Source organism: [Clostridium] symbiosum ATCC 14940 (assembly GCF_000466485.1).
GTDB lineage: Bacteria > Bacillota > Clostridia > Lachnospirales > Lachnospiraceae > Otoolea > Otoolea symbiosa.
In genome coordinates, this window is record NZ_KE992795.1 from 62,956 (window position 1) to 79,730 (window position 16,775).

The 16,775-nt window shown below is 48.1% G+C and carries 12 protein-coding genes; 11 read left to right on the forward strand and 1 reads right to left on the reverse strand.

From position 1 onward, the window contains the following. Positions 1-97: 97 nt before the first annotated feature. The 6 genes from gap to gpmI all read left to right on the forward strand — a co-directional run bounded on the left by gap (position 98) and on the right by gpmI (position 8,024). Positions 98-1,111, forward strand: coding sequence for a type I glyceraldehyde-3-phosphate dehydrogenase (gene gap, locus CLOSYM_RS00960; RefSeq protein ID WP_003498919.1), 1,014 nt, complete (start codon positions 98-100; stop codon positions 1,109-1,111). Positions 1,112-1,296: 185 nt separating this feature from the next. Next, entirely contained in the window at positions 1,297-2,502 is a 1,206-nt protein-coding gene (locus CLOSYM_RS00965) for a phosphoglycerate kinase (RefSeq protein ID WP_003508207.1), read from the forward strand. A gap of 60 nt (positions 2,503-2,562) precedes the next feature. After that, entirely contained in the window at positions 2,563-3,312 is a 750-nt protein-coding gene (tpiA, locus tag CLOSYM_RS00970; protein ID WP_003498915.1) for a triose-phosphate isomerase, read from the forward strand. Between the two features lie 225 nt (positions 3,313-3,537). Next, the gene (locus CLOSYM_RS00975) at positions 3,538-4,248 is read left to right on the forward strand and encodes a tyrosine-protein phosphatase (RefSeq protein ID WP_021640602.1); all 711 of its coding nucleotides are present in this window, start codon (positions 3,538-3,540) and stop codon (positions 4,246-4,248) included. A 49-nt stretch (positions 4,249-4,297) separates the two neighbouring features. Beyond that, positions 4,298-6,232, forward strand: a complete 1,935-nt coding sequence (locus CLOSYM_RS00980; protein WP_044902022.1) for a sensor domain-containing diguanylate cyclase — start codon at positions 4,298-4,300, stop codon at positions 6,230-6,232. A 250-nt stretch (positions 6,233-6,482) separates the two neighbouring features. Then, on the forward strand, positions 6,483-8,024 hold the full coding sequence (gene gpmI, locus CLOSYM_RS00985) for a 2,3-bisphosphoglycerate-independent phosphoglycerate mutase (RefSeq protein ID WP_003498910.1): 1,542 nt from the start codon (positions 6,483-6,485) through the stop codon (positions 8,022-8,024). Positions 8,025-8,129: 105 nt separating this feature from the next. On the opposite strand, the gene CLOSYM_RS00990 is transcribed toward gpmI, so the two are convergent. Beyond that, positions 8,130-8,957: a hypothetical protein gene (locus tag CLOSYM_RS00990; protein WP_044902023.1), complete on the reverse strand. Its 828-nt coding sequence runs from the start codon at positions 8,955-8,957 to the stop codon at positions 8,130-8,132. Between the two features lie 147 nt (positions 8,958-9,104). Here CLOSYM_RS00990 and CLOSYM_RS00995 point away from each other — a divergent pair, with 147 nt between their 5' ends. From CLOSYM_RS00995 to CLOSYM_RS01015, 5 genes are all read left to right on the forward strand, one after another. Next, positions 9,105-10,874, forward strand: a complete 1,770-nt coding sequence (locus CLOSYM_RS00995; RefSeq protein WP_003498907.1) for an ABC transporter ATP-binding protein — start codon at positions 9,105-9,107, stop codon at positions 10,872-10,874. A 15-nt stretch (positions 10,875-10,889) separates the two neighbouring features. Continuing rightward, positions 10,890-11,753 carry a DegV family protein gene (locus CLOSYM_RS01000; protein WP_003498905.1) on the forward strand — a complete coding sequence of 288 codons (864 nt, stop codon included), beginning with the start codon at positions 10,890-10,892 and terminating at the stop codon, positions 11,751-11,753. Between the two features lie 10 nt (positions 11,754-11,763). After that, positions 11,764-13,206, forward strand: a complete 1,443-nt coding sequence (locus tag CLOSYM_RS01005; protein WP_021640605.1) for a sensor histidine kinase — start codon at positions 11,764-11,766, stop codon at positions 13,204-13,206. A gap of 27 nt (positions 13,207-13,233) precedes the next feature. Beyond that, complete coding sequence (locus CLOSYM_RS01010; RefSeq protein ID WP_003498900.1) at positions 13,234-14,154, forward strand: GerMN domain-containing protein; 921 nt, start codon at positions 13,234-13,236, stop codon at positions 14,152-14,154. A gap of 141 nt (positions 14,155-14,295) precedes the next feature. Next, entirely contained in the window at positions 14,296-16,704 is a 2,409-nt protein-coding gene (locus tag CLOSYM_RS01015; protein ID WP_242828632.1) for a ComEC/Rec2 family competence protein, read from the forward strand. Positions 16,705-16,775 lie beyond the last annotated feature (71 nt).

Here is a 16,775-nt window from a genome sequence, read left to right on the forward strand (position 1 = left end):
ACCCTTGCTATTTTGGGATTAATTGGTTACAATACAAGGTAGGTTGATTATTATTTAACAATCATGAATAGAATATATTCTTAGGAGGAATGAAATCATGGCAGTAAAAGTTGCAATCAATGGTTTTGGCCGTATCGGCCGTCTGGCATTCAGACAGATGTTTGGCGCTGAGGGTTACGAGGTAGTGGCAATCAACGACTTAACAAACCCAACAATGTTAGCTCATCTTTTAAAGTATGATTCCGCACAGGGCAGATATGAAGGACATACTGTAGAAGCAGGCGAAGATTACATCGTTGTAGACGGCAAGAAGATCACAATCTACGCTAAAGCTAACGCTGCTGAACTTCCTTGGGGAGAGATCGGTGTAGACGTAGTATTAGAGTGTACCGGTTTTTATACATCAAAAGCTAAAGCACAGGCTCATATCGACGCAGGCGCTAAGAAAGTAGTTATCTCCGCACCGGCTGGAAATGATCTTCCAACAGTTGTTTTCAATGTAAACCATGACATACTGACAAAAGAAGATACAATTATATCCGCAGCATCCTGTACAACAAACTGTCTGGCTCCGATGGCTAAGGCACTGAACGACTACGCTCCGATTCAGTCCGGTATCATGTCAACAATCCATGCATACACAGGCGATCAGATGATCCTTGACGGACCTCACAGAAAAGGCGACTTAAGAAGAGCAAGAGCTGGCGCTGTCAATATCGTTCCGAACTCCACAGGCGCTGCAAAAGCAATTGGTCTTGTTATTCCGGAATTAAACGGCAAATTAATCGGTTCCGCACAGCGTGTACCGGTTCCGACAGGCTCCACCACAATTCTCGTGGCAGTTGTTAAAAAAGCCGGTGTTACAAAAGAAGAAATCAATGCTGCTATGAAAGCTGCTGAAACAGAGTCCTTCGGTTACACAGAAGATGAAATCGTATCCTCCGATATCGTAGGCGTCAGATACGGCTCCTTATTCGATGCAACACAGACCATGGTTTCCCAGATTGGCGATGATTTATATCAGGTACAGGTTGTTTCCTGGTATGACAATGAAAACTCCTATACAAGCCAGATGGTTCGTACGATCAAATACTTCGCAGAATTATCATAATAGACAGACGGCACGAAAATCCCGAGTTTCACGGCGCGAAGCGATGTTTTCACAGCATTGCCGCTTTTTGGCAAAGGTGTGAAAAGTAACTATAAGGATTCAACATGGGTCCGGTCCACAGGACCGGACCTGTTTTTGTTTTTAGTAACCGGTAAACTCTTTCAGTTAAGAAAGGAGTATCTTCCATGCTGAATAAAAAATCAGTTGACGATATCAATGTAAAAGGAAAAAAAGTTCTGGTGCGCTGTGATTTCAACGTGCCGTTAAAAGAGGGAAAAATCACCGATGAGAACCGTCTGGTGGCAGCGCTTCCTACTATCAAAAAATTAATAGGCGACGGCGGCAGAGTAATTCTCTGTTCCCATCTCGGTAAGCCAAAGGGCGAGCCAAAGCCGGAACTGTCGTTAGCGCCCGTAGCCGTACGTCTTTCCGAGCTGCTTGGCCAGGAAGTGAAATTTGCGGCTGATCCCGAAGTCGTTGGTCCAAATGCAAAGGCGGCCGTAGACGGCATGAAAGACGGAGATGTTGTATTACTTGAGAATACACGTTACAGAGCGGAAGAGACAAAGAACGGAGAGGCATTCAGTAAAGATCTTGCTTCCCTCTGTGAAATTTATGTGGATGATGCATTTGGAACGGCGCACCGCGCACACTGCTCCAATGTTGGCGTAACCCAGTACGTTTCTGAGGCGGCAGTCGGATACTTAATGCAGAAGGAGATTGATTTCCTCGGAAATGCGGTGAACAATCCCGTTCGTCCTTTTGTAGCAATCCTTGGCGGAGCGAAGGTTGCCGATAAATTAAATGTTATTTCAAATCTTCTGGAGAAATGCGACACTCTGATAATCGGAGGAGGCATGGCATTTACGTTCTTGAAGGCTCAGGGGAAAGAAATTGGAAAATCTCTTGTGGATGACACAAAACTGGAGTACTGCCGTGAGATGGTGGAGAAGGCAAAGAAGCTCGGCAAGAAGCTGCTTCTTCCGGTCGATGCCGCCGTGGCCGTATCGTTCCCGAATCCAATTGATGCTCCGATTGATATACAGTATGTATCCGTTGATGCTATTCCGGCAGACACGATGGGACTCGATATCGGGACAGAGACTGCAAAGCTCTATGCCGATGCCGTGAAATCAGCTAAAACCGTTGTATGGAACGGACCGATGGGAGTATTTGAGAATCCGGTACTGGCGAAAGGAACCATCGCCGTGGCAGAAGCGCTGGCTGAGACAGAGGCTACCACGATTATCGGCGGCGGAGATTCCGCGGCAGCCGTAAACCAGCTTGGATTCGGTGATAAGATGAGCCACATTTCCACAGGCGGCGGAGCCTCCCTGGAATTCCTTGAAGGCAAAGAACTCCCGGGTGTGGCGGCGGCAAATGACCGATAATGACAGGCAAGTGAGGCCGTGCTTATTTTCAACAGTTTTTAAAATCAGGAGGATAAAATAATGGCAAGAAGAAAGATTGTGGCGGGCAACTGGAAAATGAACATGACTCCGAGTGAGGCGGTTGCCCTTGTTAATACATTAAAACCGCTGGTTGCTTCGGATGAGACGGACGTTGTCTTCTGCGTACCGGCTATCGATATTATCCCTGTAGTGGAGGCATGTAAGGGAACGAATATTGCAGTAGGTGCAGAGAATATGTACTACGAAGAAAAAGGCGCCTATACCGGAGAGATTGCTCCGAATATGCTTACGGATGCCGGTGTTAAATACGTAATTATCGGACATTCCGAGAGAAGAGAATATTTCGCAGAATCAGACGAGACTGTGAATAAAAAAGTTCTCAAGGCATTTGAGCACGGCCTGACGCCTATCATCTGCTGCGGCGAGACTTTAACACAGAGAGAGCAGGGAATTACGATTGACTGGATCCGCCAGCAGATCAAAATTGCTTTCTTAAATGTGACGGCAGAACAGGCTAAGGCGGCCGTAATCGCATATGAGCCAATCTGGGCAATCGGAACAGGAAAGACGGCTACAACAGAGCAGGCTGAAGAAGTATGCGCCGCAATCCGCGCATGCATCAGGGAAATCTATGATGAAGCGACGGCAGAGGCCATCCGTATTCAGTACGGCGGTTCCGTTAACGGCGGTAATGCTGCTGAACTGTTTGCCCAGGCAGACATCGACGGAGGCCTGGTCGGCGGAGCTTCCCTGAAAGAAGAATTCGGAAAGATCGTTAATTACAAATAATAAGATTTTGATATTTAGGAGCCAACCGGCCATTTGACAGGCCGGCTGGCTTTTTTTGATGGCGGTGACCTGTGCGCGGAGCGTAGTACCCTTCCTGGAGCAGCGGCATTGAAACCCCGTATTTGCTGTGCTATAATAAATAACCAGGGAACAATGAAATTACTTGACTTAGATTACATCTGAAAGGGGACAGAACACATGGACAGACCGGTTAGGAGGCTGCGTATGGAGCATGGCCTTAATATAAGGGATATGGGTGGATTCGAGACAAACGACGGCAGGGTAACGGCTTTTGGGAAGCTTCTGAGAGCGGGAGCGCTTCAAAAGCTGACACCGCAGGAGTGGGGACGGCTGAAGGAGTATGGAGTGAGGACAGTTCTGGATCTCCGCAGCCTGGCTGAGATAGAAACGGGCAGGGACGCAGTACCCGAGGGCGTGGAGTGGTACCACTGTCCGTTACAGAGAGAGCAGATAGATGCAAAGGACATAACCGGATCGGCGGAACGGGCGTTTGCCGGCAGTCTGACGGATGGATATTTAAATATTGTTAAAACCAACGGAGCGCTTTTAGCCTCGGCGGTCAGGCAGCTAATTGCAGGTCTTGAAAAAGGGGCGGTCCTTTTTCACTGTACGGCCGGAAAAGACAGAACCGGAATTTTGGCATCCTGTATTTTCACTCTCTGCGGGATTTCCCAGGAAGATATTGTCGCAGATTATGAGGTGACATATACATATAACAAAAAAGGGATGAACCGGCTGCTCCGGATGCTTGATGAAGAGACCAGAGGCAGGATGGAACCGCTTATGAGATCGGATGCGGAGAGCATGGAACGCCTTCTTGCTTTTTATCAGGAGATACGTCTCTCAAAATATCTGGAGGCGTATGGTTTGACAGAAGAAGAGATGGAAACTCTGAAACATTATTTTCTGGTATAATCAACCGGTACGGTGGATGCAGGCGGTTTCCGAATCAGGGAGGATACGCGTGAAAAATAACAGGCTTTTTAAAACGAATGCTGTAATCAGCTTAATTTTGCTCATTGGTTTCGCCCTGACGGCAGCGCTTTCTTACCACGCTAATTACAGGACGTCTCTTGACAGTATGGAACAGATATCTACACTGACGGCAGACGGTATCTGCTATCAGCTGACAGCTATGTTTACGAAGCCGGTCAATGTTTCTCTGACCATGTCCTATGACAGTCTGCTGCGGGAACATCTTTCAAAGGAGACGGAGTATCTTGAGGATGAAAAATACGTTGACACAACGAGAAATTATCTTGATACATACCGGGAAAAGTACGGATTCGATTCCGTCTTCCTGGTATCCGCCGCCACGTCCCGCTATTATAATTTTAATGGAATTGACCGCGTATTGACGGAAGACAGCCCGGAGAATGCATGGTACTATGATTTACTGAAAAGCGATGCTGAATATTCGATGAATGTGGACAATGACGAGGTGGAAGGCGCCGACAATGTGCTTACCGTCTTTGTGAACTGCAAAGTGAAGGCAGGGGACGGCTCCATCCTCGGGATTGTCGGTGTCGGAATCCGGATAGATTACCTGGAAGAGCTGCTCCGGACGTATGAAGATAAATTCAATGTCACAGCAGGCCTGCTGGGGGAAGACGGAACCATAGAGATTTCCACTGCCCACAATGGGCATGTGAAGACAGACTGGTTTGAACTTAACGGCCGCCACAATATCAGGGGGCAGATACTTGACTGGAGGGAAAAGAATACAAACCTGGAAATTTGGGCGGACAAAGAAGAAAGCGGAAAGGAAAGGAGCTACATCGTGGCCCGGTTTATTCCGGAACTGAACTGGCACCTGGTGGTGGAACAGAATACGGGCCAGCTGCTGCATGAGATCCGGATCCAGCTAATCCTGACGGGAATCCTGCTGATTATTATCGTCGTGTCGGTTCTTCTCATTATTACCGCAGTAATTAGGAATTTCAACAAGCAGATTACAGAGCTGATGGAGGAACGGCAGGAAAGCTTTGTCAGAGCCACCGAACAGCTCTATGATAATATCTATGAGCTCAATATCACTAAAAATTGCAGTGTCGGGAAAAGAACGCGGGAGTATTTTAAAAGTCTGGGCGTCAACGATCTGCCGTACAGCGAGGGTCTGCGTGTCATTGCCGATAAGCAGATAAAAGAAGAGTTCAGGGAGGGCTATGTCTCGACCTTTGATCCGCCCAATGTTATACGGGAATATGAACGCGGGAACCATCATCTGCGCTATGATTTCCGGATGACGCAGGACGGAGATAAGTATTTCTGGATGAGAATAGACGCCTACGTTTTTTATTCGGCGGAAGATGACTCTATTCACATGCTTACCTATAGAAAAAATATTGAGGAGGAGAAGAAAATTCAAATACAGGCCGTGCTGGATGAGATGACCCGGTTCTACAGTAAAAGGGAAACGGAACGCCTGATCGAAACAGTACTTTCCGGGACACCGGGCGGAAGGTATGCCTTTTTTATCTTCGATATTGACAATTTCAAGCAGGCGAATGATTGCTATGGCCATCGGTTTGGAGATTTTTGCATCAAAGAATTCAGCAGTATCATCAGAAAACATTTCAGGGAAAAAGATATTCTGGGAAGAATCGGAGGCGATGAATTTGCAGCCTTTATACCGGTTCCCGATATCGGATGGGCGCGGAAGAAAGCCGGTGAGCTGGCAGAAGCGCTGAATACGATTATTGAGAATCAGGACAGGAGCTGGCAGATGTCGGTGAGTATCGGAGTGGCCGTTTACCCGGAGGCAGGAACACTGTTTGAAGAACTTTATGGGAATGCCGATAAAGCGCTATATGAGACTAAAATCAGAGGCAGGAACGGATTTACCATATTCCAGCCTTATGACGAGAAAGGGCAGGAAACGGAACTGGAAAATGAATAAACAGCACGCCGTTTTTGGCGGGATGTGAACAGCAACCGTCTGGAAAATTTCGTCAAAAATTTGTCATACAGCCATTGAAACTTGCAATGAAATCATGTAAAATAAGAAATTGGCAAGAATAATATAAATGCCTCCTGTTTTACCTGAATCACTGCAGTTTCGATGGTTTTATTAAAGACGGCGATCCGTGGGCGGAGCGTGCAGGTTATCGTTCAGGTATAAAAGGAGAAGAAGATAAAGGAGATAGATTATGAGCAAAAAACCAACTGTATTAATGATACTTGATGGTTATGGACTGAACAGCAACTGTGAGCATAATGCGGTTTGCGAAGCAAAAACGCCGGTGATGGATCAGTTAATGAGCCAGTGTCCTTACGTGAGAGGCAATGCCAGCGGCCTTGCCGTGGGTCTGCCGGACGGTCAGATGGGTAATTCCGAGGTGGGACATCTGAACATGGGTGCAGGCCGTATCGTATATCAGGAACTGACCAGAATTACAAAATCTATCGAAGACGGAGATTTCTTTACTGTCCCGGAATTTCTGGAGGCAGTTGAGAACTGTAAAAAAAACAATTCGGCGCTGCATCTTTTCGGCCTTGTCTCCGACGGAGGTGTCCACAGTCATAATACCCATATTTACGGACTCCTTGAGCTGGCAAAGCGTAACGGCCTGACGGATGTATATGTACACTGCTTCCTGGACGGACGCGATACACCGCCTGCATCGGGAAAGGATTTTGTCGCCGGGCTGGAGGCAAAGATGAAGGAAATCGGCGTTGGACGCGTTGCCTCCGTAATGGGCCGTTACTATGCGATGGACCGGGATAAGAACTGGGACAGGGTAAAACGTGCTTACGACGTTCTGACCAGGGGAGAGGGCGAAAAGGCGGATACTGCCACAGGCGGGATCCAGGCGTCCTATGACCGGGAAATTAATGATGAGTTTGTCGTACCTTTTAATGTGGAGGAAAACGGCCGTCCGGTAGCTGTGATTCAGGACAAAGATTCCGTGATTTTCTTTAATTTCCGTCCCGACCGCGCCAGAGAAATTACAAGAGCATTCTGTGACACTGATTTTAACGGTTTTGAAAGAGACAAAAAACTCGATTTGGTATTTGTATGTTTTACCGATTATGATGAGACCATCGGCAATAAGCTGGTCGCTTTCAGGAAAGAGGAGATTACAAACACTTTCGGAGAATTCCTGGCCGCCCATGGAAAGACACAGGCAAGAATAGCCGAAACGGAGAAATATGCCCATGTAACCTTTTTCTTTAACGGCGGAATTGAAGAGCCGAACGCAGGCGAAGACCGGATTCTCGTCCCATCTCCAAAGGAGGTTCCGACTTACGATTTAAAACCAGAAATGAGCGCACCCCAGGTTTGTGATAAACTGGTGGAGGCAATTAAATCGGATAAGTACGATGTGATAGTCATCAACTTCGCAAATCCTGATATGGTAGGCCATACCGGCGTTGAGGATGCCGCGATCAAGGCGATTGAGACAGTGGATGCCTGCGTGGGAAGAACGGTTGAGGCGATAAAGGAAACCGGCGGTGTCCTGTTTATCTGTGCCGATCACGGCAATGCCGAGCAGTTGGTTGATTATGAGACGGGCGAGCCCTGGACCGCCCATACAACGAACCAGGTACCGTTCATCCTTGTCAATGCAGATCCTTCTTATAAATTGAGAGAAGGCGGATGCCTGGCCGATATTGCGCCGACTTTGATCGAACTGATGGGAATGGAACAGCCGAAAGAGATGACGGGGAAATCCCTTCTGGTAAAATAATGTTGTGATGTTGGGGTCAAAAGGTCTTTTGACCCCTTTGTGCTGTAACGCCCGGCTGTAAATGTCTGTCATACATTTACAGCCGGGCGTTATCCGACAGCCGGGTTAATTCAGTGAATCCTTTTCATAAAGCCGGTGGTATATCTCTTCGCTGACGGAGTCAACGTATGCCTGATTGGGAAGATCCTGCTGCGTGACAAGAAAATCCTGTATCAGCTCAAAACGCTTCAGTTCCAATTCCTCGCCTGCCAGGCCCGGATCTTCTTTCTTAAGCTCTTCATCGAGGGAACCGCCGGTCCATGTGGAGATAAACCATTCGATTAAATCCTTTGTACATCTTTCTTCCTCTTCCGCCTGTTTTTGCACTGCAGCGATGGAGCTGCGCGTCCGAAACGAGACAAAAAGACAGGCGAGTCCTAAAAGTGTGATGACAGACTGGAAGAAAATTCTGGAACCGCCTGTCATCGGAAGACTGATAATCCCGGACCAGCAGACAGCGGCAAACACGGTTGCGGCGCCTCCCACCATCAGGAAAGCGGAACTGGAGGAATGGAGATCCTCGCATCTTTGGCGGCTGCTTATATAGACGCCTGAAGAGGCTGCTCTCGTCCCGGACTGACCGGACGGTTTCGTATCAGCCGGAATACCGTTCTCCTGCGGTTCACTGTCATGGCTTAAAAGGGCTTCAAAATTCTCCAGGTTTTCCAGATTGGCCAGGTTGTCAAAATCAACCAGATTATCCAGAATTTCGGAGGCGTCAATTCCATCCATCTGCAGATAGCGGCCGGAAGCGGCATCTATCTGCTGCTGTTTCTTTTTCTCACGCATTTCTGCCTCATAAGCTTCCTGTGATTCAACAAGATCGCCTCCGCAGTCGCTGCACGTTGTGATTCCATCGACAAATTCCATGTCGCATTTCGGGCAATAAGGCATAATAGGTTCTCCTTGGTATTTAATATAGATTTATTATAAGATAGAAAAGATGAAACGTCTACACTAACGTCATAAATAAAGTACTTCCATTTATATAGAAAATAAGATAGAATAAAAAGGGCGTTCCAAAGAAGGGGAGAAGAACTTATGAACCGGATGAAGACGAGTGAATTGATGAAGCGTTTCGCACCTTACTATTTCAAATACTGGAAGGCACTGCTGTTTGATTTGTTCTGCGCGGCACTTACGACACTGTGCGAAATTGTGCTTCCGCTGATTCTGAGATATATTACAAATGAAGGCATGTATAATCTGGCAAATCTGACTGTAAAAACGATTGTCACCATCGGCCTTCTGTATTTCGGGCTCCGGATAATAGACGGTCTGGCCAACTTTTATATGGCTTATACAGGTCATATTATGGGGGCCAGAATCGAGACGGATATGAGAACCGACGCATTCTGCCATTTGCAGAAGCTGTCGGACAGTTTTTACAGCAATACAAAGGTGGGGCAGATTATGGCCCGCATTACAAGCGACTTGTTTGACGTGACGGAATTTGCCCATCACTGCCCGGAAGAATTTTTTATAGCATTCCTGAAAATCGTCATCTCATTTTTTATCCTGGCCAGGATTAATCTGCTTCTCACGGTGGTTATATTTATTTTTATCCCTGTTATGGCTGTCTCCTGCACTTATTTTAACCTGAAGGTGCGTTCTGCCTTTAAGATGCAGCGCAATCATGTGGGAGAGCTGAATGCAAGAATCGAGGACAGTCTGCTGGGCAACCGGGTAGTCAGGGCTTTTGGCAATGAGAAACTGGAGATTGAGAAGTTTCAGCAGGATAATCTCAAATTTTTAGATATCAAAAAACACACATATTTTTATATGGCGGCATTCCAGGATACGGTGAGAATGTTTGACGGAATTATGTACGTGGTGGTAATCATTGCAGGAGGGACATTTTTAGTAAAAGGAATCATAAATCCCGGTGATTTGGTTGCTTATACGATGTATGTGACGACACTTTTATCGACGATCCGGAGAATTATCGAATTTGCCGAGCAGTTCCAGAGAGGTATGACGGGAATCGAGAGGTTCTGTGAAATTATGGACGCCGATATCGATATTTTTGACGATGCCGATGCGGAGGAGTTAAAGGATTCCAGAGGCGAAATCACGTTTGAGAATGTAACATTTGAATATCCGGATGACCATAATCAGGTCCTTTCCGATATCAATCTGACGATCCGTCCGGGCGAGAGAATTGCCCTGGTAGGGCCTTCGGGCGGAGGAAAGACGACGCTCTGCAACCTGATTCCAAGATTTTATGATCCGACGGAGGGGAGAATCTTAGTTGACGGGAAGGACTTGAGGAAGCTTACGCTGGAGAGCCTCAGGAGCCAGGTGGGAATGGTACAGCAGGACGTGTATTTGTTTTCCGGCACTATTTATGATAATATTGTATACGGAAAGCCGGGCGCCTGCAGAGAGGAAGTTATGGAAGCGGCGAAGATGGCCGGGGCCGATGAATTTATTAAAGAGATGGCAATGGGATATGATACCTATGTCGGTGAGCGGGGGGTAAAGCTCTCCGGAGGGCAGAAGCAGCGCATCAGCATTGCCAGGGTATTTCTGAAAAATCCGCCGATTCTGATTCTCGATGAGGCGACTTCGGCTCTTGACAATGAAAGCGAGAAGATGGTCTCCAGGTCTCTTGACAAGCTGGCGGTGGGCAGAACGACTCTCACAATCGCCCACAGGCTGAGTACGATCCGGGGAGCCGACCGGATTTTAGTGCTGTCCGGTAATCGGATCGAGGAAGAAGGCAGCCATGGCGAGCTGATGGCCAAAGAGGGAATTTACTATCATTTATATATGTCTGCCAATGGATTTTCAGAGGAAGCGGCAGAGTGATTGGAGGAAATTTGAATGAAAATTGCAGTTGTGACAGACAGCAACAGCGGTATTACACAAGCGCAGGGGAAGGAACTTGGAATTACGGTTCTTCCGATGCCATTTATGATTGACGGAAATGAATTTTTTGAAGATATCAGCCTGACACAGCAGGAATTTTATGGGAAGATGGAAGAGGACATGGATATTTCCACATCACAGCCGTCACCTGAGTCGATTGTGGAGCTGTGGGAGGCGCTGCTTGAAGAATATGACGGGATTGTCCATATACCGATGTCCAGCGGCCTGTCCGGTTCCTGTCAGACGGCGCTGATGCTGGCAGAGGAGTTTGACGGCCGTGTCCAGGTGGTAAACAACCACCGGATTTCAGTAACCCAGAGGCAGTCGGCCCTGGATGCCCTGGAGATGGCGGGGAAAGGAATGGATGCCGTTCAAATTAAGGAAGTGCTGGAGAGAACCGGTTCTGAGTCCACGATTTACATCACGGTGGACACTTTAAAATACCTGAAAAAAGGTGGAAGAATCACGCCTGCGGCCGCGGCGCTGGGAACGCTTCTGCGTCTGAAACCGGTCCTGACCATACAGGGAGAGAAGCTGGATGCTTTCGCCAAGGCAAGGACGATGAAGCAGGCAAAATCCATGATGATATCCGCAATCCAGCATGATTTGGAGACGAGGTGGGATGATAAAGAAGGGAAAAAGACCCATCTGGAGATTGCCCATACGAACTGTGAGGAAGCGGCTCTGCAGCTTAAGGAGGAGCTTCTGGAGCTTTTCCCTGATACGGATATCCATATTGATCCTCTGTCTTTGAGCGTTGCCTGCCATATCGGGCCCGGCGCACTGGCAATAGCGGCGGTGAAAAAATTAGAAATTTAATTTGGAAAGCATGAAAAAATTGATTAAAAAAATTAGGTTTAGACGTTGTGTAAGTATGAAAGTTCCTCTGCTGTTCTGTTTCCTGCTGGTAACGCTGGTGCCTCTTCTTGTGCAGGCCAGGTTTCTGGCAGGTTTTTTCCGGCAGAGCCAGATTGAGGACAGCATGATAGAGGCGCAGAGCAAATGCCTGATGCTTACCAACAAGATGATAACCCTGGATTACATCAATAACATGTCGAATAACCCGGGGCTGGACGCGGAGATGAACGTGACGGCCGATCTGTTTAACGGCCGCATTGTCGTGATTGACAGCAGCTTCAAAATCATTAAGGACACGTTCGAGCTGACCAAGGGAAAAACGAGTGTGGTTGAGGAAGTGCTCCGCTCCTTTGAAGGGGAGACTATCAACCGCCGGAATAAAGAAAAAGATTACTTTTATCTGACGCTTCCCGTATATTCCAAGGCGGATTCGCAGAAGGTGGAGGGGGTTCTGCTGATGACGGCTTCCACCGAGAGCATGGCCCTTCTGGAGAGTCAGGTGATGCATAAAGCCGGCTTTCTTCAGTTCGTGCTTTTTCTGTTCGTGGCTGTGATAGATTTATTGGCTGCGTCATTTCTTATGAAGCCGTTTAAGAAGCTTCAGGAGCGTCTGAATATGGTGTCTGAGGGGAATTTAGATCAGGATATCCAGGTAGACGACTACAAAGAGACAAGGGGGATATCCAATGCCGTCAGCCAGACTCTCCGCAAGTTAAAGGCTGTGGATCAGTCGAGACAGGAATTTGTATCAAATGTATCGCACGAATTGAAAACACCGATCACATCGATCCGAGTCCTCGCGGATTCCCTGATGGGGATGGAGGATGCTCCGGTGGAGCTTTACAGGGAATTTATGGTGGATATTTCAGACGAGATAGACAGGGAAGGAAAGATTATTGATGATCTTTTATCCCTGGTGAAGATGGATAAGTCATCACCGGATTTGAATATCACATCGGTTTCAATTAATGCATTAATGGAGCAGATTCTGAAGCGGCTCCGGCCGATTGCCAAGAAGCGCAATATAGAGCTGGTATTTGAGAGCCAGAGAGAAGTCACGGCGGATGTGGACGAGGTAAAGCTCTCCCTGGCTTTGAGCAACCTGGTGGAGAATGCGGTTAAATACAACCATGAAGACGGATGGGTTCATGTGGTTTTGGACGCGGATCACAAATTCTTCTATGTAAAGGTAATCGATAACGGAGTCGGGATTGCTCCCGAATTCCAGGAGCATGTGTTTGAGCGTTTCTACAGGGTGGATAAAGCGCGTTCAAGGGAGACCGGCGGAACAGGGCTTGGACTGGCGATTACGAGAAACATCGTGATATTACACCAGGGAGCCATTAAGCTCCAGAGTAAGGAAGGCGAGGGAACTACTTTCACGGTACGTATCCCGCTAAACTATATTCCCTGATATCTGATGTGAAAGGACGGAGTATATTTGAAACGATTATTATATCTGACGGCAGTTTTTTTGATGTGTGCAGGCATTTGCGGATGCGGACAGAAAGAGAAAAACCAGACGCCGGAGGATGGAACCTACCGGATTTATTATCTCAATTCAACAAGAACAAAGCTTGCCAGCGTGGAGTATAAAACAGAGACAACCGATCAGGAAACATTAATCGGGGAGCTGGCGGGCCAGATTCTGGCGGCTCCCGACAATCCCGATTACCAGGCGGCTCTGGGAGAGAAGGTCATACTTCTGGATATCAGGAAAGAGGAGAACGTTCTTTACCTGAATTTTAATAAAGACTATACGGCGATGAAGCCGACCAGGGAGATTCTGTGCCGTGCGGCTCTGGCTAAGACGTTCACCCAGGTGGCAGGTATTGATTATATCAGTATTAACTGTGACGGCCAGCCCCTTCTGGATCAGCAGGGAAATCCGGTGGGCGCTTTTTCAGCCTCTGATTTTGTCGAAAGTATTTCGGATGTCAATTCATTTGAGCGGGTGGAGCTGAAGCTTTATTTTGCCAATGAAAAAAAGGATCTTCTGGTTCCCGAGACCAGGGAGGTAATCCACAATGTCAATACCTCTCTTGAGAGGCTGGTGGTGGAACAGCTGATTGCAGGCTCCCAGACAGGCGCTTCGCCGGTGCTTCCTAAGGATACGAGAATATTGAATGTGTCATTGACGGACAACATCTGTTACGTGAACCTGGACAGCACGTTTTTAAACGGCGAAGTGGAGGCAGCAGACTATATCCCGGTCTATGCGCTCGTCAACTCGCTGACGGAGCTTCAGACAGTGAATAAGGTGCAGATTACGGTGAATGGTTCGGCTAACGTGGCGTACCGCAATGTGATTTCCCTTGCCGCGCCGCTGGAACGGGAAGAGAAATATGTGGAAAGCAAATAAAACCCCGGAGGAGGAATAACAATTAAAAGACCGCTTTTATGGATAACAGGAGCTTATGTACTTGGAGAGGTCACTGCTTACTGGTCCGGTAAAATGGCGGAATATGGAGGAAGGGCTGCGGCGTCCGGCAGTCTCTTTCCGATGGCGTTAATACTGGCAGCAGGCATTCTTTTCCAGCTTCATGAGAAAATCAGGAAAAGAGGTCTGCTTTTATTTATCCTGCTTGTCTGCTGCCTGGGCGGCTGGTTCAGGATGACGGAGGAGATGAAAGAAGGACCGCTGGAGGCCATACTGGCGTCCGGAGCTATAGAGACGGAGAACCGAAGCCGGGCGGAGGCCGAAGGGCGGATTTCCCAGGCTCTGCTGAAGGAGGGAAATTACACCATTATTCTGGAACCGGCGACGGTTCGTGCAGGCGGAAAGCAATATGAAGAAAAAAGGCTGATGATTTCAGCAAAAGAAAGCAGGGACGGTGCGGTGCCGGAGGAGGGGATGTATCTGTACGCAAAGGGGAAGGCGGAACTCTTTCAGGAGGCAAGAAATCCGGGGGAATTTGATTACCGCCTGTATTACCGCTCACAAAAGCTGAGATGCCGTCTCAGAGCTGATAAAATGAAAATTATCTCAGGAGAGCGTCCTGCTTTTCAATCCCAGCTCATTATGTTCCGCAGATTTGTCAAGGAGGCCCTCGCATTTCTTTATCAGGAGGAGGACAGGGGAATTTTTCAGGCAGTTCTTCTCGGAGATAAGAGCAGCATGGACAGCGATATACGGGAGTTGTACCAGGATGGAGGAATCGCCCATGTTCTGGCTGTAAGCGGCCTCCATGTCTCACTGATAGGAATGAGTCTGTATGGGTTTCTGCGGAAAAGAGGCGTCGGATATGGCTGGGCGGGGACAGCCGCGGCAATCCTGCTGTTCTTCTACGGAGCGCTGGCCGGCTTTGGGGCATCTGTATTCCGGGCCGTGTTTATGGTGTTCTGTTCGTTTCTTGCGTCTTATCTGGGGAGAACCTATGATCTGCTGTCGGCCATGGCTTTGTCCCTGATTTTACTCGCATCCGATTCGCCTTATCTTTTGTTTACAAGCGGGCTGCAGCTGTCCTACGGGGCAGTGGGGGCGGTGGGACTCGCCGGCAATATGAAAATCCACGGCAGCTCTCTGTTCACGGCCATATCGGCCAGTATAGCAATTCAGATTGTGACTCTGCCTGTTATCCTGTACCATTTCTTTGAGTTTCCCTTTTACGGCCTGTTTCTGAATCTTGTGGTCATTCCCCTCATGGCTTATGCTGCCGGTTCCGGAATTATATCGGTCGGCCTGTATGGTATCTGGAAAGCGGCCGAAGTGCCAGGCGTTCTGTTATTTGCAGGAGGAAGCAAAATCGTAGGAATGGGCAGCAGGCTTGGGACGGTTATGGACAAGACCGCGGGAATACTGGAAGGGATCTGCCATGGGGCGGCGGGACCGGGGCACTACATACTGACCTTTTACCGGGAGCTTTGCCGTTTTTCACTGAAACTTCCATTCTCCACGGTAGCGGCGGGACGGCCCTCTCTTGCCTGCATCGCATTTTATTACGGCGTTCTCGCAGTTTTATACTTACATTTAACCAGCAAAAACAGCGGCGTTCTGAGCAGAAAAGAAGGAAATGAATTTAACGGGAAGCAGGCCTGTCTCCTTTCCTGTGCGCTGCTTTTGCTGATGGTAAAACCGCGCGTCAGCGGAATGGAGGTCTGGTTTCTTGATGTCGGCCAGGGGGACGGAATTTTCTTTCGTACAGGGACGGCAGCAGTGCTGACAGACTGCGGCAGCAGCCAGTATAAAAGTGTGGGGAAAAACAGACTGGTCCCGTTTTTAAAGAGTAAAGGAATCAGACGGCTGGATTATATTTTTATCAGTCATGCGGACAGCGACCATATAAACGGAATTGTCTGGATGCTGGAAAATGAAACGGATTTAGAGGTTGGAACGATTATTATGCCCGGACCGGGACGGGGTGAAGAGGAATACCGGGAGATAGAAGAGCTTGGCAGAAGGCGCAAAACCAGAGTTTGTTATATGAATGCCGGGGAAAAGCTGGAACGGGGAGAACTTAAAATTACGGCTGTTTATCCGGATGCGTCAGCATCGCCAAAGGATCGGAACGGCCATTCCCTGGTACTTTCGGTGCGATACCGTGATTTTACAATGCTCTTAACAGGCGATGTGGGACAGACGGGAGAAGAAATCATGCTTGATGAAAAATACAGCCCCGGTAGAGAGCTGCCGGGCGGAAACCTGTCCGTTTTAAAAGCGGCTCATCATGGTTCCGCCACCTCGACAGGAGAAGAATTCCTGAAACAGTTAAATCCGGCAGTGACAGTACTTTCCTATGGTAAAGGAAATTCTTACGGACACCCGGCCAAGGAGGTGTTGAAACGTCTTACGGATGCCGGAACTATGATATGGAGTACGGAGAATTCCGGCGCCATCCATCTCACAACGGACGGAAGGAAAATGAAGGCAGAAGGTTTTCTGCTGGACAGGAACAAGGGTTCCGGGCTATAATACTCAACAGGAACGTTATAGTTCAGCGTTCAATGTTGTTTAGTTAAGCAGGTGAGGACGCCGCCGGTACG

Bases quoted from the DNA above. Each gene is read 5' to 3' on its own strand.
- CLOSYM_RS01015 (WP_242828632.1), top strand. From the start codon at position 14,296: ATGGCGTTAATACTGGCAGCAGGCATTCTTTTCCAGCTTCATGAGAAA.
- CLOSYM_RS00965 (WP_003508207.1), top strand. From the start codon at position 1,297: ATGCTGAATAAAAAATCAGTTGACGATATCAATGTAAAAGGAAAAAAA.
- CLOSYM_RS00975 (WP_021640602.1), top strand. From the start codon at position 3,538: ATGGAGCATGGCCTTAATATAAGGGATATGGGTGGATTCGAGACAAAC.
- gpmI (WP_003498910.1), top strand. From the start codon at position 6,483: ATGAGCAAAAAACCAACTGTATTAATGATACTTGATGGTTATGGACTG.
- CLOSYM_RS00990 (WP_044902023.1), bottom strand. From the start codon at position 8,957: ATGCCTTATTGCCCGAAATGCGACATGGAATTTGTCGATGGAATCACA.
- CLOSYM_RS01005 (WP_021640605.1), top strand. From the start codon at position 11,764: ATGAAAAAATTGATTAAAAAAATTAGGTTTAGACGTTGTGTAAGTATG.
- CLOSYM_RS00995 (WP_003498907.1), top strand. From the start codon at position 9,105: ATGAACCGGATGAAGACGAGTGAATTGATGAAGCGTTTCGCACCTTAC.
- CLOSYM_RS01000 (WP_003498905.1), top strand. From the start codon at position 10,890: ATGAAAATTGCAGTTGTGACAGACAGCAACAGCGGTATTACACAAGCG.
- gap (WP_003498919.1), top strand. From the start codon at position 98: ATGGCAGTAAAAGTTGCAATCAATGGTTTTGGCCGTATCGGCCGTCTG.
- tpiA (WP_003498915.1), top strand. From the start codon at position 2,563: ATGGCAAGAAGAAAGATTGTGGCGGGCAACTGGAAAATGAACATGACT.